This is a genomic window from Paenibacillus sp. FSL R7-0179 (assembly GCF_038002265.1).
GTDB lineage: Bacteria > Bacillota > Bacilli > Paenibacillales > Paenibacillaceae > Paenibacillus_AQ.
Genome location: NZ_JBBOCC010000002.1, coordinates 1,546,394 through 1,568,125, shown reverse-complemented (window position 1 = coordinate 1,568,125; position 21,732 = coordinate 1,546,394). Strand labels below are relative to the sequence as shown.

Sequence of the window (21,732 nt, the reverse complement as noted above, 5' to 3'; positions counted from 1 at the left end):
CAGCTAGTTAGCGGGCGCATACGTTTCCGCTTTGCCCTACTGCTAAGTTAAGGGCGAGTTCATTCGCCCATCCTAGATCAGAGCTTATAGCTATCTAGGCTGGCAGACTATTACCATCTGCCACAGGTTGACGCATGATGTTGATGGCACCGACCCGATCTCGATGTGCTATATAACCGCAGTCGCACTGATACGTTCGATCCTTTGCTTTGTTCCGCTCTCCACAAGAGGGACAGGTTTGCGATGTGTAAGCCGGATTCACTTCAACCACTTTGATTCCAGCGAGTGTCGCCTTATACCCGATGAACATTTGCAACTGATAGAACGACCAATGATGCAGATTTCTAGCGTTTTTACGACTTGTTCTTGTCGTCTTACGGATATTCGTCAGTTTCTCCAGCTTGATGACAGACACCTTTTCTTGAATCGCCATATTCACGATCTGGCGGCTGATTTTGTGATTCTGATCTTTCATAAAACGACTTTCCTTGTCGTTCTGTTTACGGATCGCTGATAACTTTTTAAGCTTTCCTAATTTGCGGCGATAGGCACTGTACTTACGGCGAACAAACTTGTTTTTACGTCCATTTCCGCAAAACTTTGTCTTGCCGCTAGAGGTTACGACAACAGCAGGAACTTTCAAGCCTAAATCAATCCCCATCACTTCATGACCCTCGGCTGGCTCAGTGGGGCATTCGATTGAAATTTGAACAAACCATTTCGCTGATTTTTGAACCACGCGCAGAAGTCCAAGCTTCCCATTCGAAAGCATGTCCCGCTCCCGATCCGAAAAAAGCGCAGGAACCATAAGACGTTGTACTTTTCCTTCCAGGATCACGGGGAAAGAAATATGGTTGCCCCAAATCGTATAATTTTGATTGTTCACGTAGTACACCCTCTTTTGGAGAAGAGGTCGCTTCTTCGTTTTCTTGAACCGCTGAAATAGGCTTTTGGCGTCTCGAATCACTTGATTCTTTACGGCAGAGGGGAGATTGGCATGAACGGTTTTTGAAGTTAGCTTCGGGAACGTTCCAGACCTTTCGGCTTGCTCCGTTAGTTGGTTGACGGTACAAATGTATTCGTTGCCCATATCCACCAATACAGACGGATGGGTTGGGAAAATGCGGATTTGAATCGTTACGGTTTGCAGGGTCTCACCCCCTTGTTTTTTGTTCTTCAACATATCGTTTGAACGTTTCGCTTGAAACGTTCCCTGCCGTACTGACAAAGTAGGCACGAGTCCAGGCTCCATAACGATTTGCTTAAACTGAATCTCCACTTGATGGACTAGCACTTTACGTCTGTACCTCTATAGGATTGTCCCTTACCTAGATTGTAGCAGTTAAATGATTAACTGCTACAAAAAGATGCGATCATTTTTTTCAACATAAGGATGTCCCTTAAACAAAGACGATTCATCCCCCCCTAAAGGAGTGGGCTTTCTCGACCAATTTGTATAACCATTGCAGATTCACCCGTCCGGGCTTCCCTAAACACCTAAATAAATACGCTCAAAAAGACACCAACCGCCCGTTCAGCATCCACCTCTACAGCCACTTCGATGAATTCGCCTTCTTTGGGCTGTGCCCGCAAATCTGCTACGACCATCCCGGAGGTGAACGCCCCCTGATGCTCTACACGGACCTTCATCCGGCGGCAGGTTACCAGATCCGGCTGCAAGGCAGCCATCAGGGCCAGCGGATCATGCAGCGGAGCACTGTTAATGAGATAGTTCGCCTCGCGGTAAAATTTAAAATAATACGCCAGCGACTCTTCCATGAAGTCAATGACCGCCTTATTCTCTTCCCGTCCATGCCGCTTCAGCAGCTCAATATGCTCTGAAGTAATCCGCGTCTGAAGTGTCACATCCAGCCCGATCATCATTACCGGCAGCCCTGAAGTGAATACACGGTCAGCCGCTTCCGGGTCGCCCCACAGATTAGCTTCGGCCACCGGCGTGACGTTACCCGGCTTAAAGACCGTACCGCCCATAACCACTACCTTCTTCAGCTTGGAGATCAGCTGCGGGTCCAGATCCAGCGCCAGCGACAGGTTCGTCAGGCGCCCAAGCGTTACCAGCACCAGCTCTCCCGGATTCGTATCCGCCATCCGCACGATGAACTCCGCTGCCGTCTCTTGAACCGGCACCTGCCGGGAGGGCGGCAGCTGAACGCCGCCGATGCCATTCTCCCCGTGAACATGGGTGGAGAAGCCGGTTAGCTCGCGCACCAGCGCCCGGGAAGCTCCCAGCGCTACCGGGATTTCATAGCCCGGAGCCGCAAGCTCAAGCAGCCGCAGCGTATTATCCGCCGCCTGCTGCACATCAATGTTACCGAACACCGTCGTAATCCCCTCAACCACTACCCCCGGCGCCCGGAGCGCATACAATATGGCCAGAGCGTCGTCTATTCCTGTGTCACAATCGATGATGATTCTAGTTGTGCTGTTACTCATCTCTATCTCTCCACTCCCTATATTTACTCTGCTCTCTCAGCTTATTCGCACTGCTCATCTTAACATGGGGTTATCTTCGGCTCAATATAGTCTCCACAAAATAAAGAATCCGCCAGCCTCATCAGGCGACGGATTCTCCATTAAGGATTGTCAAGTTGTAAATAGGGCTTGACACATTAATTTTTCACGTAGGCGGCCGCAGCCTTCACGAACCGCTCCAGTGCTTCAGCCAGCACGGAGCGCGGGCAGGCGAGATTGATCCGCAGATGGCCTTGGCCTTCCGGTCCGAAGACGGAGCCTTCGTTGAACGCCACCTTAGCCTCACGGTACATCATCTGCTTGAGCCCGTCTGAATCCAGGCCGAGGGCGCGGCAGTCGATCCACAGCAGATAGGTGGCTTCCGGCTGCATCGGCTTCACCTGCGGAAGATGCTCGGCCAGATAGGAGATGGCGTAGTCAGCATTGCCGTTAATGTGCAGGATCAGCTCATCCAGCCATTCTTCCCCTTCGTTATATGCCGCTTCCACAGCCTCCGGCGAGAAGAAGGGAGACATGTGCAGGCTCAGCGTCTTAATCTTATAATCGAACTTCCGCTTCAGCTCCGGGCTGGAGGTGACGATATACGAGGTCTGCAGACCCGGCAGATTGAAGGTCTTGGTAGCCGCCAGTGTGGTCAGCGTAATGTCAGACAGCTCCGGGGACAGGGAGGCGAACGGAATATGCTTGTGCCTTGGCATGATCATATCGCAATGAATCTCATCCGAGATCACCGTCACCCCGTACTGCAGGCATAGCTCGCCCAGACGCAGCAATTCCTCCCGTTCCCATACTCTGCCGCCCGGATTATGCGGGTTACACAGGAGCAGCAGCTTCGCGCCTCCGGCCATCAGCTCTTCCAGCTGGGCGTAGTCCATGACATAACGTCCTGCTTCCAGCTTCAGCGGATTCACTGCCACCTTGCGGTCATTCATCCGGATCACATCATAGAAAGGATAGTAGACCGGCGATTGCACAATCACCTGATCCCCCGGCTGGCTGAACAGCTCCACAGACAGGCTGAGTGAGGTTACAATCCCCGGAGAATCCGAGATCCACTCCTCCTGAATCTCCCAGTCATGGCGTCTGCGGTACCAGCCGGCAATTGCTGCTTTGTAGGAGTCGCCCGTTACGCTATAGCCGTATATTCCAGCCTGCACGCGGCGCAGAATCGCTACCTGCACCGCAGGAGGACTCTCGAAGTCCATATCTGCTACCCACAGCGGAAGAATCTCCTTGTCTCCGAACAGCTTTTCGGACTGGTCCCATTTGTAGGAACGGGTATTGCGGCGGTCAATGACACGGTTAAAATCATACTTCAACTAAAATCACCCATCCTTTCTGCTTGTCCGTACATTGTACCATGGGCAGAGATATCCGGCATCCTGATTCCATCCGCCAGCCTGCTTCAGCTTCCCTTGCGCAGCCGCTCCAGAGACTGGCTTAGCCGGACCTCCTCCAGCGGCTTCAGCACATAATCCACAATGTCCTGGTCGAAGGCCCACAGGGCATGCTGCTTCGTCTCTGTGACCACCACAATCTGAATATCCGGCAGCTTTTTCTTCACCAGCTCGGCTACAACGACTCCTTGGTGGCCGGGCAGCTGAAGATCCAGAAACAGCACGTCGGGCTGCAGCAGAACAATCCGGTCCACAACATTCTCGGGATAAGCAGACATACCGATCACATTTACCATGCCTGTATGCTGAAGCATCGATGACAGCTTATAGAGATCCTTCTGATTCACATCCAGCAAATAGGCCTTAATCACCCGGGATCCTCCTCCTTCCATAGGGATGAATTACGATCATCAAGTAGCTTATTTTAAAAAAAGTGCTGTCCCCGCGTTTGCCAAGAAACGCCTGAGGACAGCCATAGTCGGTATTATATTGCAGCCTCAAGTGTAAGCTGCTTCTGGTAATGCTTTTAGTTGAAGGAAGCTGGCAGCAGGCTGCGCAGATCCTCCATATTCACAATCAAATGAATGTTACTCATCGTCCGCAGGGAACCGGAGATGATACCCGCCAGCTCGCCGTGCGTATCGAGCAGAGGACCGCCGGACATTCCGCTCGCCACCTGAGCCGAGGTTAGAATCCGGCTTCGGCCGTTAATGTCGGCTGCCGGAGTGTTGACTATCCCCTCCGTGATGATCGCTGTATTCTTGAGCGGATAGCCCAGGGCATACACCGCTTCACCATGTCTCAGCTTGTCCTCCCGCAGCGGCAGATAAGCATAGGCATTATCCTTTTGCTTCATCGCAGCAGGACTTGGCAGCTCAAGGATGGCCACATCCTTCAGCTCGTCGGACTTCGTGACTTTAATTGGACTAATCACTGTTCCATCCGCCATGACTCCTTCAATGCGCTGTGCGTTTTTGACCACATGATACGCTGTTGCTGCGGTACCGGCCGGAGACAGGATCACTCCTGTTCCGGTGGAGCTTGCAGTACCATCGCTTTTCAGCACACGCAGATAAAAGATCGCCTTACCCGCTATTCCATAGCTTTGTTCAGCATTGTACGTCTCAGGTGTATCCGCACTGGTGGTGCCCGAATAGAAGAGTATCGCCGAGATCAATGAGAGGACCAGGCTTACGGCAAGCAGCTTTGTTTTCATCCGCCGAGCTCCTTCACTTATGAATTTCTGTTATTTCACAACCGACATGATGTCTTTGTAAGCCCAGTGGGTAGCCGGAAGATCCTTGAACTGTACAGCGGTTACCGTCAGCTTCTTCGTGCCGGCAATGCGGTTGATCAGCACTACGGCCTGCGCACGGGTAATCGGTGTTCCCGGCTTGAAGGTTCCGTCAGGGAAGCCTTGCACGTATCCCGCCTGCGACAGGGCATTCACGTATTTCTCTGCCCAGTGTCCGCGGATATCCTTCTGCTTCGTAACGCCTGCCCCAGTCACATCAAGCTTCAGCACGGTAGTCATGATTTTGGAGAATTCCGCACGGGTCAAGCCCTTGGTTCCGCCGAATCCGCCATCCGGGAAGCCTTCAATAATGCCGGCCGATGCGAAGAATCCGGTCAGGCCTTCATTCTCGGCATTGACATCATTGAACAGTTTCCCTACATTTACTTCTTCCATGTCAAGCAGCGGTGCAAGGGACTGGATCAGCTCATACCGGGTAATGGCTGCGTTCGGCATGAACAGGCCGTTCGGATAAGCTGTCATATACTTGATCTCGCCGCTGTCACTCTTCAGGCTGTACTTGGCATTCTCAACCACATATTCGATGGTAATGACTTTATCGTCTTTGTCCGTAATCGCTTTGATCGTCATACTCTTGGTAATCAGCAGCTCACCAGTGTATTTCGTGCTCTTGGTAGTAGGAATGCTGCCGTCCGTTGTGAAATAGATCGTCTGCCCTTCTGGAGCCGTCAGCGCAAGCTTGCTGTTCTTAGCGATCTTGACCGGAGCTTCACTGTCACCAGTTACTGTTGATGCTCCAGCAACCGCAGTAATCGCGGGAGCTGCCGGTGCAGGTGTCGGGCTCGGAAGCGGAGCTGCCAGGCCACCGCCACCACCACCGCCAGAGCCGCCAGAGCCGGAATCAGTGCCAGGATTAGGGACGACAAGCGTCCAGGTCCAGGCTGCAACCGGACTGTACTCTTTGCCGGGAGCAATGGAAATGGCTCTAACCGTTGTTGTGCTCTTAAGATCGATAGGTCCGCTGTACATCTGGGAGGTCTCAGTTGGTATTGTACCGTCCAGTGTATAGTAGATACTTCCTTCCTGCTCACCTGTTGCCAGCTCCACCTTCAATTCAGTGGTGAAATTCTTATCTGCTGGAGTTGCAGTTGGTGCAACTGCTGCACTCGGGTACTGGAGTGCTGCTGTATTAATAGCAATACTTCTGCTCTGTCCTCCAGCGGTTGCCTTCAGCACTGCACTGCCGCCTGATATCAGGCTGCCTGTTGTACCGTTCACTGCAGCCTTGGACGGATCAGCGCTCCAGGAGAGTGCTCCGCCGCCGCTCATGTGGAATGCCGAACCCACGCGGTTAATCAGATCCTGCGGGCTCAGGATAACAGCGGCTGAAGCCAGATTCCCTTCGTCTGTTCCGTTAAAGGCAGCAAGCACTGGATAGAAGGTGTTCTGGGCTGTCCAGACTCCGGCATCCAGGCCTGCCGGCAGATTCGCACCGGTCAGCTCTGCACCCAGCAGCCCCATGGCACTGCTGTTATTGCCGCCAACTGCCTTACCATCCAAATTGTAATAGGCAATATTATTCTTCAGCATCTGTCTGTTGAACAAGGAGCCGCTGATCGTGGCATGCTCAGACTTCTGTCCGGCAATTCCTCCGAAGAAGGCCTGCAGCGGCTGAATCTTACCCTTCACTCCAGCCTTCACTTCTCCGGTGTTCAGGGAAGAAATAATCGACCCGCTCTCTGCCAGACCGGCAATCCCGCCAGCCCATGCAGTAGACATGCCTTCAGCGAGAACCGTCGCGGCAGAGTAGCTGTTCTTGATCTCTCCCGCATTCAGACCGCTGATTCCGCCAGCGATTGCCTGAGCCGAAGCTACACGGATATCGCCGTAGACCATTGATTCAGTGATGAAGCCTTCCGCACTGTTCTCACCGGCAATGCCGCCTGCGGCCAGTGCAGATGTAACATCAATGTCGCCCTTCGATACAGCCTGGTGAATTACACCAGCGTTACTTCCGGCAATGCCGCCAATCCGGCCTGCTCCGGCAAGCTTCACGCCTTCATTCGTGACCTTCTCCAGAGTTCCCTGATTCACGCCTGCTACCCCGCCTGCGGCAGCACTGCCAGCCACGGAACCGCTGACCTTCACATTCTGGATAACGGCACCCTTATGGTTGATCCCGGCAGCAATACCTGCATTCACTGCGCCGGAGAGTTCTGCTCCGGTAAAGTTCACATTCAGGAGCTGTCCACGGTGATCCTTGATAAATCCGGCTGTCTGCTGGCCGGAGGCTTTCAGAGAAAGTCCGTTTAGCGTATGGCCTTGGCCGTCGAATACGCCTGTAAAGCTGTCGAATGCCGTCCAGTAGCGTCCGGCAAGGTCGATATCTGCTTCAAGCAGGATCGTTGCCAGCCCCGGCTTGTTCTCTGCCGTTCTGTTGAACAGCTTGTAATAATTCAGTCCAGTCTCGTTATAGAACATGACTGCCCCTGCAAGCTGCAGCGGAGTCTGCACCGTAATGGCCCCGCCCGTCAGGTCATTCAGGAAGCTAGTGTCATAATCGATACTCCATAGTCCTGAAGCCAGCGGATCAACAGCTGCTGTATTTACGGCAGCTGCGGCTGCACCTGTGTTGCGGCCTACAGCGGACAGTGTGCCTGTGTAGGAGGAACTAATAATTTTACCGTCACGGAAGTTGTAGCCGACCAGTGCACCCTTGGAGACATTGTCCCCCGCAACCGCAACGTTAATCTGCGGCACATTTGCGTACACGCTAGTAAGCGTTCCGTCATTATAACCGGCGAAGCCGCCGTTATAGGAACGGGTCGAAGACTTCACTCCGACAGTAGAAATCTTGCTCTGTAAAGCATAAGACCTGCTGATGCTGCCGCTTCTCTCCACGGAGGCTGCGAAACCGCCGCTGCGTGTGTCGAAGCCGGTATTGCTGATGTCACCGGAGGCATAGGAATCTGTGATCGAGTAATGATCTACAGATCCGGCGAATCCGCCGACATAAGAGCCTAATCTGCCGCTGACAGTCAGCTTGCCTGTAGCATAAGACTTCTGAATCTGCCCGGCAAGCGTACCGTTCTCACCCAGCAGTCCGGCAAAGCCGCCCGCATACATCGTGTTATCCTGATTGGTATCTGTGATCACTACCGGAATATCCGTATGGGTATTCGTAATCAGGACATGATCGGCCATACCGATCACTCCGCCGACGCGTGTATTCGGTACTGATTCACCCAGAGTAACTGCTGATCCGATATTGATGGACTGGCCGGAGCCGGCGGTCACCTTACTGTAATGAAGCTCACCGCCGTCTCCCCAGCCGACAAGCCCGCCGGCATTGATCACTCTGCTGTTATCTGCGTTCACACCACTTCTGACAATGGTATCCACAATGATACCATTGCTGTATCCGGCTACTCCGCCTGCACTCACAGTATTACCGCCGGTTACCTTCAGACCGGAGGCCACCTCGGAGCTATAGATGGAAGCATCCGTATTCTTGCCTGTCAGACCGCCCGCGTAGAGGTCAGCACGATGGTCTGTTCCGGTGACTGTGATCTGTCCATCATGAACCTTGGCAATGTAGATCCCTTTATACAGCGGATATGCCCTGCCAAAATCAAAGCCCTGATTGATATCCTGGGCTGAGATCGTTCCGGCGATCCCGCCGACCGCTACCTCACCGCTCTTCGCCGCAGCTTGAAGCTCAGGCGACGAATCTGCGTTGTAGATGATGGAGTTATCACTCTCTCCCACAATACCTCCGGCAGTAATCACTTCACCGGCGGCCTGCAAAGAAGCCTTGAACTTGGCGTCATTGATCGCCGTCCGGGAAGCCGATCCGGCAATCCCGCCGAGCACAGCCTGCAAGCTGTCGCTGGTCGTAGCCAGCTTCACGCCTGACACCGCTGCATGTTCAACATCGAAGCTGCTGCTGTTATCCACAGAACGGGCCAGAATGAAGCCGAGTCTGCCTTCCTTCGCGCCCACTACACCGCCAGCCGTACCATTAGCTGTCAGCTGCACACCGCTGCCGGAGCCGGTTACTGTAACATTGCGGATGCTGTTCCCCTGATCGGATTGACCGATCATACCGCCAAGGATGGAGCCAAGCCCCCGCGCTTCCAGGGTTCCGTCTGCAAAGCTTACGGTCAGCCCTTCAGCTTGACCGCTCTGGTAATGTCCAACCAGTCCGCCAACCGTGGCTTCCATTCCTGTGGAGGAAATCCGGTATCTCGAATTGACCTCAAGGGCCAGCCCCGTCGCATTACCATTCTGAACCCCGATAATCCCGCCGATAACGGCATGGTCAGCCGCACTGCCGATGCTGCCGTCCTTATCGTGGATGACATAGGTGTCAGCTGTAATATCCGCTGTGTTGTCGCCGATCAGACCGCCGGCGATGCCGCCTTCAGCTACTGTCTCAATCCGGCTTCCGCCGTCCAGCGTAAGCTGCAGACCGGCAACACTGCCTGAGTTCTGGCCGATGATGCCGCCGACAATACCGCCGCTGACCTTAACGCCCTCAAGCAGCTTAAGGTCCACATTCTTGACCGTACCCAGGTTCGTTCCGGCCAGTACGCCGGTGTAGCCGTTACCGGCAACCGAGAGCGGCTCAAGATTCATGTTCTGTACTGTAGCATTAGTTCCAATGATTCCGAACAACCCGGAATGAGTATATACCGGTTGCAGAGTCAGACCGTCGATCAGCTGGCTCTTCCCGTCGAACGTTCCTTCAAACGGGCCAGCTTCCTTATCACCGATAGGTACCCATTGCTTTGATTGGATATGAATCGGATTCAGCACGGTCACGGTTCTGTCCTTAAAGCCGAATTGCTCCACACCGGCAATCGTGCCGTTGACAATTCCCGCCAGACCGGCAAGCTCCGCTTCCGAGGTGATCTCGAAGCCGATCGCATCCTTATCCTTCGTATACCAGTTGATATTGGCATTTACGTTATTGCCGTTGTCTCCGCCGCCGGTATTGGCAGTGCGGTTGACTTCGGGATAACGGTATGCCGCGCTCAGCGAGCCGTATTTCCAGGCTCCCTCGAAATCCCAGCCCGACAAGCCCGGGAATACCGTTCTGTCCTTCAGGGTCTCCGACAGAATGGTGGTCAGCCGGACATGCACATTCAGCCAGCGGTGATTGCCCTCTGCGAAATCAGGCAGATCGCGGTTAATGTTCAGTCCTTCGTCTTTAATATAGTAAGACTTGTAGAGCAGTTCTTTGCTTGCATTATCATAACGTCCGGCGAAGCCGCCGGCATAAGCGGTCTTTTTCTCGGCTACATTAACCTCTGCTGCCGAGTAGACGTTGCTTATTTTACCGTTTGTAATTCGGCCAACGAAGCCGCCGGCGTAAGAATTATCGTTCGCAGCGTTAACACTTTTCGCCACATAGGAATTCTTGATGGTCCCGCCGGACAGTTCCCCGATCAGACCGCCTACAATGGTATAGACTTCGTTCGCCGTAACCTTGGAAACGGAATACGATTGTTCCACTGTACCGGCTGTATTTCTGCCGATCAGTCCGCCCAGGTAGACCGAGCCGCTTGATGATCCTTGAGCATTGCCAGTAACATCAATATCTACATAAGAGCCAATCACCGCACCGGCATTGCTGCCTGCCAAGCCCCCGGCATGGGTACCCTTCCCTTCAATGGTCAGGTTCGCATTGGAATACGTGTAATAGAGTGTTCCTGATGCCGTGTTCACACCGGCCAGACCGCCGATGAGGGAGGAATTGCCTCGTGAGATCACCGAGATTTTATCGGTAATGCTGTTGTTGGCAATCAGCGTACGGTTCTCGCCGACCATACCGCCCACAATGGCATTTGCGGAGGTAGCTGAGACCGTACCCAGTGTACGGGTATTCTGAATCGTGCTGACCGAGGTCGCAGGATTCAGTACCGGATCCATACTCTGGGCTGCATTGAGACCCACGATGCCCCCGACATAAGAGGACACTGCACCGTCGTTAGCCTTCAGATTCAGACTGCTGATATAAGTGTCCACAATAATGCCTGTAGCACTGCCGTGGTTATATCCGGCCACTCCGCCTGCAGTAGCGCGCGGCGCGTTAATGGTCAGACTCACCGCTGATCCTGCCAGACGTTCCAGCCTGGAGGATTCATTGTAACCTACAATACCGCCAATGTAGGCATCTGCAGCCGCTGGCCCTGCCAGAATCAGCATATTCTCCACATTGACCACTTTGCTGTCACTGCTGATGCTGCTGTCCGTAAGGGTGCCTGCCAGACCGCCGACAGACGGCTTCGCCGCTTGGGCCTGGATGAGCATCAGAGCGCCATTTTCCGCGTTCACTTCCGGCGCTGTAATATCTGTCGCTGTAGCTGCTCCAACGATCGCTCCAGCTTTGGCATCTGCCGCTGTCAGCGTAATCATCGGTTCAGCACCGGGAACATTCAGTACAGCAGATGCAATGCCTGCACGTGCTTCAGACGCCGATACGCCTTCGGAATGTCCGGCGATTCCGCCCGCTTCCGCACGGATACCGCTGGCTTCAATAGACAGCTGGGTCACTGTAGCGTTAACCAGCTGTCCGGCATTGAAGCCGGTATTCCCGCCAAGCTGGTTATCCGCACCACTTGCAGTGATAACTACATTCTCTGCATGATTGTAAGGAGTGGCTGCGGCCGAATGGTTCTCGCCGAACATACCGCCGGCTTTTACCGAAGCGCCTGTAGCCTTAATGTCAATACGATTCGTGTGCCCGTTGAACCCGGCAGCCGAGTTATGCCCTGCGCCGCCGCCGAAGCTCACCTTGTCGGCCTTCAGCTCTGTGCGGATATCCTGTACCTGTGCAGGCACAGCAGCAGTTCCGATTACCGCATCAGCAGTCAGCTTGCCTGCTGCGCCGCCGATGGTATACCCGCTGGTTCCGGCTTCATTCAGGAAGCTGATCCGTGCAGCCTTTCCGCCGGTCAGCGTCAGCGGCTTCGTGTTCACGCCTACGAGTCCGCCAAACGTGACATTATACTGCCCGTCCGGTGCACCCGCTACCGCAGCCTTGAGCACCAAGGTGCTGTAGTCAGCCGATTCAGCATCTCCAGCAGTAACTCCGCTGACTGTACCTTGTGCGTTACCGGCAATTCCGCCGGCAACCCCTCCAGCAGAAGTGACCTGCAGCGTTGCATATTTAATAGAAGAATTAGTCACGGTTCCTTCCAGGTAGCCGGCGATTCCGCCGATGGTACCATCAGAAGTGATACTCAGCAGGTCCGCTGCAGTCTTGCCGGTCACGGACGATGCAATGGTTCCGCCGATTTCGTAACCCACAGTACCGCCGGTATATACATCCGCAGTACCTTTAACCTTCAGTTCGCCGGTGGAAGAGGTCTGAGTGATGTTCCCGCCCGTATCATAACCGGCAATCCCGCCGGTGTAGACTCCTTTGCCGCCGTTAACTGAGATCAGCTTTCTATTCTCAAATACTCCTGCCGTAGCGTTGCTGGTAACCAAGCCGCCTGCGGCATATCCGACGAATCCGCCGGTAGCTACATTCTCTGTGCCTGTTGCTGTAATCTGCTGTGTATTCGCATAAGGATGCGTCCAGGTGAATTTGCTGCCGGTATATCCGGCAATCCCGCCGGTATATACGTTCTTGCCGCCGTTATTGGTAACCGGCGCTGTATTCACAAAGGTAATGGAAGCCTCACGGCTGCCAACCGTACCTGTCGCGCCTACCAGCGCACCGGCTGCCGAATTCACTGCCGCTGCTGCATTAACGGTAATTGCACCATTATTGGTAGTCATGTTGGAGAACACGACGGTGTTGTCCACTTTACCGGCAATCCCGCCTGCCGCAACCTGACTTCCGCCAGCAATGGAGACAGTAGCCGTATTGATGATTGGCGTATCTTCATCATTTAGACTAAGCGTTCCTGTCGTATGCCCTGCAATCCCGCCTGCGGTGAGCACGGAGCTGTCCGTCCCCTGGGCAAGAATCGCTCCATGGTTGACCACTTTTTTGATGATGATGCCTCTGGAATCGCCATAGCCCATAATTCCGCCAACATCGGCTGAACCATACGCTGTAACGGTTCCGTTATTGATAGAGTTCGAGATCATCCCTTCGCCCATCCCGACAATACCGCCCGTGTAGGAGTGGTACGGAGAAGCGTCCGAAGTGATATTGATCTGGTTGGTAATGTCAAACACAATGCTGCTGCCGCTCATTTTACCAACAGCAGAGCCGGCATAGACATCATAGGTTACTCCGGTCACAGAGATGGTGCCTGATTCAAAAATCAGGCCGCCTACTGTACCGCCTGCCATGTTCCCTACCAGACCCTGGTAAGAACGGTTCGCTACTACATTCAAACCGTTAATCTTCTTCATTAATCCGCCTTCGGTGATTAAGGTTCCCCGGAAGGGATGCTCGGCCGTACCGATAGGCACCCACTGGTAAGCGGAGAGATCCAGATTGTCGGTAATCTCCATAATTTTACCGCTCAGCCCGTTTACCTTACCTTCATTTACGAGCTTGGCTACACCTGCCAGCTCTGCAGCAGTCTTTATTTTGAAGGTATCATTCGTTGGCACGTACCACTCGGTCCTAGCCGCGCTGTCCCATGTCTGCGGATCAGCCTTAGCCATGATGCCTCCGGCAACTGCGGCAACAACAACTACCGCCAGTGCTATTAGATAACCTATCCATGATTTTCGCTTCAAAGCCATATTGACACCACCTGAATTGGATTGTGACTTAAGGATTTCCCAGAGAAGTGTGCCCGCCCGCTTACGAGCGAACGGGCACATCCTTGTTATTGCTTGGCTGTAATGAACTGATCCAGCCGGATGGCAACGGCTGCCGCCTGTTCACGCGTAAGCGGACTTGACGGGTTCACCTTGTTGCCTTCCCCGAGAATAATGCCGTTCTTAATGCTCATTGCCACGGCTTGTCTTGCCCATGCCGGAACCTTGCCCTTGTCAGTGAAGCCGCTGAGGATCGAAGTAACTTCGGCCTCGCTAAGTTCACTGCCCGGTTGGACCTGATTCAGCAATCTGCCGAGCATCGTCATTGCTTCAACTCTTGTCAGCGTATCCTTAGGCGCATACTTGCCGCCTTCAAGTCCGGTAACAATACCGAGTTCGGCTGCAATGGAGACACTGCGGTTATACCAGCTGCTGCCGCTGACATCACTGAAGCCTGCCGAAGCTGCCTGCTTGTTCATGAGACCTGCAACGCGCAGCAGAATGGTTGGATATTCTGCCCGGGTCACTTTGCCTGCCGGATCGAACATGTCCGCAGATTTCCCTAGCACGAACAGCTTGGCGGATGCCGCTGCAATGCCTTCCTTGCCCCAGCCTGAAGGCATATCCTTGAAGGTCTTCTGGTTGCGGATGAAGAAGAGGCTGCCTTCGCCCGTCAGCTGTACATTCACTGCCGTACCGCTGCTGTCCAGCTTCCACGGTACCGTTGTCCAGTTGCCGTCTTTATCCTTAAGCACCATGGCCGTAATCTCCTTGGCCGCAAGCGGCGCAGGAATGGCAATCTTGGCTGCCAGCGCCGGTGTCCAGCTGCCCTTTGGCAGGTTAACGTTCACCGTTACACCTTGCCCTGCCGCCATCAGCGTGAAGCCTTGCTGATCCGAAATAGCCTTCATCGCCTGCTGGTCAGCAGTGCTATTACCGCCAATGCCGATAGTAAGCCCTGCGGTTACACTTGCAAGATTCTCAGGTGCAATGACCAATTGGCCCATAGGAACTTCAATCACAATCTTCTTCTTCGCGCTCAGCTGCTGCTGAACCACACTCTGGTCTACACGGATACTGAATGCTTTGGCATTCGGATCGGTGGAGCTTACTGTGAGGTCACTGCCTGCAACTGCTTCTTTATCCGTAATCCGGATGATAGCTGTAAGTCCATCCCACTCCGCTGTCACGGGCTGGCCGTTGACGGTAATCTGGGCTGCCTGTTCCGGTGCTTGCTCTTCAACAACTCCCGGTACTGCACCACCGCCGCCGCCAGCACCGCCTCCACCGCCTGAACCACTGCTGGTCCAGACCGACGCAGCTACACTGCCGGAAGCCTTAACCAGCTTGTCCAGCGAGGTACGCTTAGCCAGCACAATGGTGGCGCCCGGATGAGCAGTTACTATACCATCGAGCGGAAGCAGACTCCATGAGCTTACATTTTCTTCATACTTCAGGATTTCAGGACTTGACGAGAAGACCTTGTACGAGATCTGCTGTCCAGTCATATCTCCGGCCGAAGTCACCGTAATCTTCGTGTGGTTGTTGTCTCCGCTAATCGGAGAAGATACGGCTTGCACAGTTCCTAATTTTTTGGGATCGGGAACAGCTACGGTTGCCGCAAGCATTCCCTTAAGCGTTACACCCTCGGATACCTTATACTCAGCCTCAATCAGGCTGGAGCCGGTGGCAAGTGCGGTAACATTGCCTTTGGCTGACAGGGATACCGCATCACCTACAGCAACCTCATAAGTCAGGTTATCCAGATCCTTACCGGTAATCGGCTCTTCCTTGAATTTCGGCTTGCCATTGTCATCCTTGCCATCCGACACCTTGAGATAAGCCTGGATTTGGCCTGCCGCACCCGGTGTCAGCGTCTCCGCTCCCTTCAGAACCAGGGCAACCGGTACTTTGAAGCCTGCATTCGTAATATCCACAACTGCTGTGTTCTGATTGCCCGCTTCGTCCTTAGCCACAATATTGAGGGCTACGGAAGGTTCAGCCGAGTCAATCTTCACATTTCCGTTGAAATCACCGCTTAACGGGTCCACGGTAAGCGGAGCAGAAATCTCAACATCCTTGTATTTCCCATCCGGCTGTAACTGGCTCACGGTATACACTGCGGCCAGCTTCGTTCCTGTAGTTGTTGTTCCGGCTACACGAACGGCACCCTGTGCAGTACGTTCACCCGTTACCGGCTCTGTGAGATACAGCACCGGTGCGATTGTATCTACCGTCAGATACAGCATGGTCACTGAGATATCCTTGGTTGCCGTATTTCTGGCCCTGAGTTCAATCGCATACGGCCCGTCCGTCTGGAACTGGTCGAGATTCAGTATGCCTTCGCTTGTGCCATCTGCTTTGTTCTTCAGAGCTACTGTCCCAATGGATTTGTCAGCGTAGAAGGCTTCCACTGTCACATTGGACTGGCTTGAAGATAGCGTCAGCTTCTGCTTCGTTTCATTCGTTAACAGGTTCACGTAGTTCCCGGAAGAGGCATCTGCCGTCCCTGATGAACTCAATACCGTCAGCTTCGGCAGGCTCGGAACCGGCAACCATTTGCTGCTGCTGCTCTGCCGCTCGGCATAATGATAGTTCTGATGCTTGTCGGCATCCTCGGTTGGAACCGTTGCTGAAGTAACGCCGATGACGTAATTCTGCTTCACTTCCAGCCCGACGTATTTCACCTTGCTCAGATCAATCACTGAGCCTTCAAGGCTGCCCTTGTAGACTTCATCTGTTGTAGATACAGCCTTCCAGCCGCCGATCAACAGACCTTCGTATTTACCTGTGGATGCATTCCAGTAAGGCTTAAGCTCCTGTTCTGTGTACAACAGCTCTCCGAACGGAGCATATTCACTTAGTTTGCCTTCAGCATCCAGCTTCGCATCAATCACGTAGCTGTGCTCGAAGCCGCTCTGTCCCGCTTTCTTCGCTCCCGGCTTGAAGGAGAGTGAGAACAATCCGTTGCCGGCAGGCTCAACAATGACATCACTGACACTCTGCGGTGCCAGCGGATCAATGATTTCAAAGCGCTGCGGCGAAGTCTTCGTCCCGAAGTTCGCGCTGGATTTCAGCTCGGCCCGCAGGTAGTAGTTGCCTTGTCTAAGCAGCCCGCGGATATCCTCGGGATTGCCCATCAGTGTTACATTGGTGACATCGATCACTTTGCTGCCGCTCGTAATTCCGCCGCTGACCGAGCCGCCAGCTCCGACCGGTACATCCTTGGCGATCAGCATACCCGGATCACCCGTCTGCAGAATCTCTTGACCATTCAGCATTTCCTTGCGGTTTGTCACCGCATCCTCAGCCAGATACAGGTTCACTGTATCGCCTTCGGCTGCGTTAGCCACTTTCCAGGAGGCTGTGAACTTATTCGCGTTCGTGTTGTCCTTCGCCAGGTTGACTTCACCCAGAGTAGGCAGAGTAGGAACGTTAAGCAGCTTGGTATCAACTGCCGAGACGGCTGTCAGCTTCCAAGTGCCGCCCTTTGTGGCTTCATTCTCAGGAATAATGATATAGGCTCTGCGAATGTCCACTTCATTGCTGAGTTTAGACCCATTGTCCGTTTTATAGCTTGCAGGAATATATTGTGTAAAAGCATTTGCCGTAGGATCAGTGTTCGTGTTATCGAATTTCACCGGATAAAGCTTGCCTGAAGCATCCTGCAGCTTGAATTCCGGCATTTCCTTGCTGCTGTACTCCATCTCAATGATGGCATTGCCGGCTACGCCGTCCATTGGAATCTCATGGATTCTGCCGCCGTTCTTGACCGTAATGCCGCCTACGCCGACATTGATCGATCCGTTCTCGACATATTTGACGCCTTCTTCTACCTCGCGGTAGATAATTTCCTGGTTCTCATCCTCAGTAGCTACCTTGGATGTGGCCAGCGTCTGCACCCCTGCACCAATCACCATCAGGCGCGGTCCAAGCTCAGGATCATCCACCACCAGATGGATCATGCCTTCCGGCAACTGATCGGTCGAAGTGCCGAATTCAATGCCTCCACTCCAGTAATAGGTGATGCCGAGGGAGATAAACAGAATACCGATGCTGCCCCAGACCTTGTCATTATTGACCCCAAGGAACATACTGGACAGCGGCATACCGCCGACAACCGGTACATCGTTCGGAATCTGCACCTTGGAGCTGATGTAGCCTTCAAAATCCGTGCGGTTCTTCTCCAGATTCTGTCCGACGAAGATACCCGCCTTCCCGATGATGATATCCCAGCCGCCGATATCCATCTCCGCCTCCACGCGCACGAACCATGGGGTTACCCACTGCGCTTCGAGCAGCGCTTTGGTCAGCATTGGAAGCCGGTCATCTTTATCCGCATCCGCTTTGGCGGCGAAATCCAGCTTGCCTTCCACCTTAAGACCTGTGCGTTTCACCGTCAGGTCCACATCGCCGAAGAAATACGCCGGAGCAATCCCGAACCGCATGCCTACGCCTGCTTGAATCGTTAACGGGAATGGATCTTGTGCCGTGCCGCCGGCAATCGTGTCCGCCAGCTCACGCACTGCGCCCCGCACAGCGGTCAAATAGGTTGCACCCGTGACCAGGATACCCGGTTTCGGAAGCTCTGCCCCGAAGGCAATTACATCCGGAAGAATCCGGCCGTCTTTTACCTTCTTGAGCGAGAATTCAATCTCCACGCCCATCATATTCTTCAGCTGGGCCGCGAACTCCAGGCCGTATTCATTGCCTACGCCGTCGCCCTGCACAGCATGCTTGATTGTAACCTTGCCGCTTGGAGCATCCGGACCTTTTTTCTTGTCCGCGTCCTTCTTCTTATCCGGTCCGAATAAACCCATCTCCTGATTAAGATCGAAGCCCAGGGAGGCATCAACGCCATAGAAGCCGGCACTGTTGAAGATGACATTCTTAATCTCGGAGTTAATGATCTTCAGGGACATTGAGCCGCCGAAGGAAATCCCATTCTCTCTAAGAATGTAGTCATTGAAAGAGAAGCCAAAGCCGTCAATGGAGAAGCTTGGTGCCCCGAACAAAGACTGCTTGTTGAAGTACACATCCTCAATCATGATCTGGCGCAGCGGATTCAATCTGTCGCCCACGCCGCCGACGGCCCATTTCAGACTGCCGTTCTGGCTGTCGTCTTCCGGATTGCCGTCATTGCCTTTCTCTTCTTTTTTATCATCATCCTTGTCTTTATCTTCATCGTCTTCCTTCTCCTTAGGATCGAAGTCCTCTTCTCCAAGTGACTTGTTGAAGCCGTTGAAGAAGTCGAGGGTCCATTCGCCCTTGTGGAAGACGAATCCGCTGCTCGCTACGCTCAGCGTTCCTTCACCCTTGACGAACAAGGTATCCAGGAAAGGCAGATCGCCGGGAAGGGTGTTGCCGAAAATATCCAGCTTACCGCGTACAAAAGACAGGTCTTTACCTTTATAAGCTACAGCATCATTAATAATTGCCGGTTCGGTCTTGGTATCCACGATGACCTGCTCTTCGTCACCTGTACCCACCTGCTTGATCATACCGCGGACAGTTACCAGAATCTCACGGTCGAATTCCGGGTCCTTGGCTTCCGCTTCTTCCTTGAATTCCTCGAAGTCCTCTTCTGTTGCAAACAGCTTGTAAGCATACATTGGAGTCTCTTTCAGCGCTTCTTCATCCATAAATTCACTGATATCGAATTTCGGATCAACCGCTTTGCTCGCTGCGCCGAACAAGGCCTTGGTTTTCTTATATTCGGTAACCGCCTTGTACAGGAACGAACCGTCCTTGAAAGGCTTGCCCGGGAACAGAGAATTCAGCTGATCCACCAGCTCATCCTTGACAGATGAACCATTCGCAAGGCCGCTGATATCTACAGCTTCCTTGTATACCGCCATTACTCCGGCTTCACGGATACGTGTGTCGTTATTATCGGTAACCAGGAAGGATTGCGGAGTCGTCATATCATAGAGAGCCGCTACTTCCTCATCCCCGCCGGCATCGCCCTTGTAATCAATCTCCACCTGGTATTCACCGAGCGGCAATTCCGGTCCAAGCCCGGCTTCCAGCACATTGCCGCCTGGATCCACCTGGTCACCGCCGCGGTACGTAATCCGCATGGCGCCGGAGAATCCGTCATCCGTCGGCTGCATCACCACTGCATCCTGAACATTGACTTTGTACCGGTTACCGTCTGCTTTATTCTTGAGGTACAGGTCAAAGTTCGGAGCGGTCGTTGCATTGCCCGTATTGTAAGCTTCAATATTCGACAGATTGACTGTCAGATATTTCACATCTGTGCTATACAGCTCTGCAGGAGCGAGTGCATAGGAATACGTTGCAGTTGCTTCTCCCACCGGCGGCAGGAGAATGAAATTGGTACGGGTCGATTCATACTGGGCTTTGATGCCCTCATCCTTGACGCCTTCGATTTTGCCTTGCGTTTCCGGGCTTCTTGCGGAAATCATATACTCCCGGGTAACCGGCCAAGGTCTGCCTTTGGCTTGAACGCGGAAGGTTGCAGTAACCGCATCACCCGGCTTGTACTTCGGCTCAATGCCCATCGCCGCTTCATCAGGTGTGGCTGACTTTTTGAATTCCAGCATTTTGCTGCGGGAATTCTCCAGGACCGGATTGCCGTTCTCATCCAGGATATCTTCGCCCTTTTCATTCTGCCTGACGAAGCTGAGGCCACTTTCCAGCGTCATCTCCACTTCAATTTTGGAGTGCTCCATATTGTAGGCCTGAAGGTTCTCTACTTCGGCTATAACGTCGAAGACACCGTTTTTCTCATATTTTGTCGGCACTCCTCCGCCTTCAACCGGCTCGGTAGCCAGCTGCTGAACCTGATCTACATAACGGATCGAGAACACTTTATCCGGAGCTGTCAGTTCACCCAGACCGTAGACAGTCTCGAAGCTCTGGAAGCCTCCCGGTGCCAGCTTCTCCGGGTTCCAGTAGAAGGCAACTGCGGAATCCGCTGTGCCGAAATCATTGGTGTCTCTAGTGAAGTCCAGATTCGGATGGATTTTATAATCCCATTTCGTGTTCGCCAGGCCGTTCCAGTGCCCGACAATCATCTCATCCACAATATTAATATTCTGTTCGGCAAAGTTATTGAAGCCGTAGGCTACCACATTGGTTGCCTGAGGATTCGTCAGATCCAGCTTATCGCGCATCACCCAATAAGCAGGAATCTTAAAGTAAGCTCTATCCTCAAAGGGAATGCCCGGATCGTCCTCCGGATTATGCACCAGCTTCCGCTCTACCTGCAGCGGGGACTTGTAGGCTGTGCCAATCTGGAACTGCGGCCCGTCGTTGCCGCCGACCATCGTATCCAGCAGAATCCGGCTGCCGATCTGCACCTGCGCCCCGCTCTTGTTATTCACTTCATAGCGGATATTGATGTTACCGGAATTCACAGCATCCTTGCTGTCGGTGTAGAGCATCAGAATCTGCTTGATCTCTACGCCTTTAATCTTCCAGATCATCTCAAGCTGCTTGGTGCCATTGGAATTCTCCACCACTTTAGGTGCAGTAGTCTCTGAATAATGGCTGGCGTCGAACTTGTATTTATTGCCGTAAATATAATCGGTTCCATCGATCCGGAACGTCGTGAACGACGTCTCCGGGTCATCTCCCTGGAACAGCAGGTTAACATTATTGTCGTTCTTACGGATTGGCTGACCCTCTACAGTGCGAATGCCGTAGCGGCCCGTCTCGTTATCCACAGTGACCTTAATAAAGTCATTCTGGATCATGGTTGTCTTGGTACTGCTGGCCGCCTCGACGAGAGCATGGAAGCTCTCGGAGGTGGACAGAAATACCATGATTAAGGTGAGCATTACCGCTACTGTGCGTTTCAACAACTTCACCAAGTATTCCCCCTGTTCT

7 protein-coding genes and 1 pseudogene are annotated in these 21,732 nt (G+C 53.3%); all 8 read right to left on the bottom strand.

Annotation, left to right across the window (positions count from 1 at the left end; all coding sequences use genetic code 11):
* Positions 1–94: 94 nt before the first annotated feature.
* Positions 95–1,183, bottom strand: a complete 1,089-nt coding sequence (locus MKX63_RS23180) for an RNA-guided endonuclease InsQ/TnpB family protein (protein WP_341023216.1) — start codon at positions 1,181–1,183, stop codon at positions 95–97.
* Positions 1,155–1,244 (bottom strand): annotated as a pseudogene (locus MKX63_RS23175) (transposase); the annotation flags it as partial. The gene MKX63_RS23180 and the pseudogene MKX63_RS23175, both read right to left, overlap by 29 nt.
* 253 nt (positions 1,245–1,497) lie before the next feature.
* The gene (locus tag MKX63_RS23170) at positions 1,498–2,454 is read right to left on the bottom strand and encodes a nucleoside hydrolase (protein ID WP_341020379.1); all 957 of its coding nucleotides are present in this window, start codon (positions 2,452–2,454) and stop codon (positions 1,498–1,500) included.
* A gap of 176 nt (positions 2,455–2,630) precedes the next feature.
* The gene (locus tag MKX63_RS23165; RefSeq protein WP_341020377.1) at positions 2,631–3,812 is read right to left on the bottom strand and encodes a MalY/PatB family protein; all 1,182 of its coding nucleotides are present in this window, start codon (positions 3,810–3,812) and stop codon (positions 2,631–2,633) included.
* A gap of 86 nt (positions 3,813–3,898) precedes the next feature.
* Entirely contained in the window at positions 3,899–4,261 is a 363-nt protein-coding gene (locus MKX63_RS23160; protein ID WP_341020376.1) for a LytR/AlgR family response regulator transcription factor, read from the bottom strand.
* 155 nt (positions 4,262–4,416) lie between these two features.
* The gene (locus tag MKX63_RS23155) at positions 4,417–5,106 is read right to left on the bottom strand and encodes a S1 family peptidase (RefSeq protein ID WP_341020374.1); all 690 of its coding nucleotides are present in this window, start codon (positions 5,104–5,106) and stop codon (positions 4,417–4,419) included.
* A 30-nt stretch (positions 5,107–5,136) separates the two neighbouring features.
* On the bottom strand, positions 5,137–13,860 hold the full coding sequence (locus tag MKX63_RS23150) for a chitobiase/beta-hexosaminidase C-terminal domain-containing protein (RefSeq protein WP_341020373.1): 8,724 nt from the start codon (positions 13,858–13,860) through the stop codon (positions 5,137–5,139).
* Between the two features lie 86 nt (positions 13,861–13,946).
* Entirely contained in the window at positions 13,947–21,713 is a 7,767-nt protein-coding gene (locus MKX63_RS23145; protein WP_341020371.1) for an S-layer homology domain-containing protein, read from the bottom strand.
* Between the last annotated feature and the right edge of the window lie 19 nt (positions 21,714–21,732).

Bases quoted from the DNA above. Each gene is read 5' to 3' on its own strand.
- MKX63_RS23180 (WP_341023216.1), bottom strand. From the start codon at position 1,183: ATGTTGAAGAACAAAAAACAAGGGGGTGAGACCCTGCAAACCGTAACG.
- MKX63_RS23170 (WP_341020379.1), bottom strand. From the start codon at position 2,454: ATGAGTAACAGCACAACTAGAATCATCATCGATTGTGACACAGGAATA.
- MKX63_RS23155 (WP_341020374.1), bottom strand. From the start codon at position 5,106: ATGAAAACAAAGCTGCTTGCCGTAAGCCTGGTCCTCTCATTGATCTCG.
- MKX63_RS23150 (WP_341020373.1), bottom strand. From the start codon at position 13,860: ATGGCTTTGAAGCGAAAATCATGGATAGGTTATCTAATAGCACTGGCG.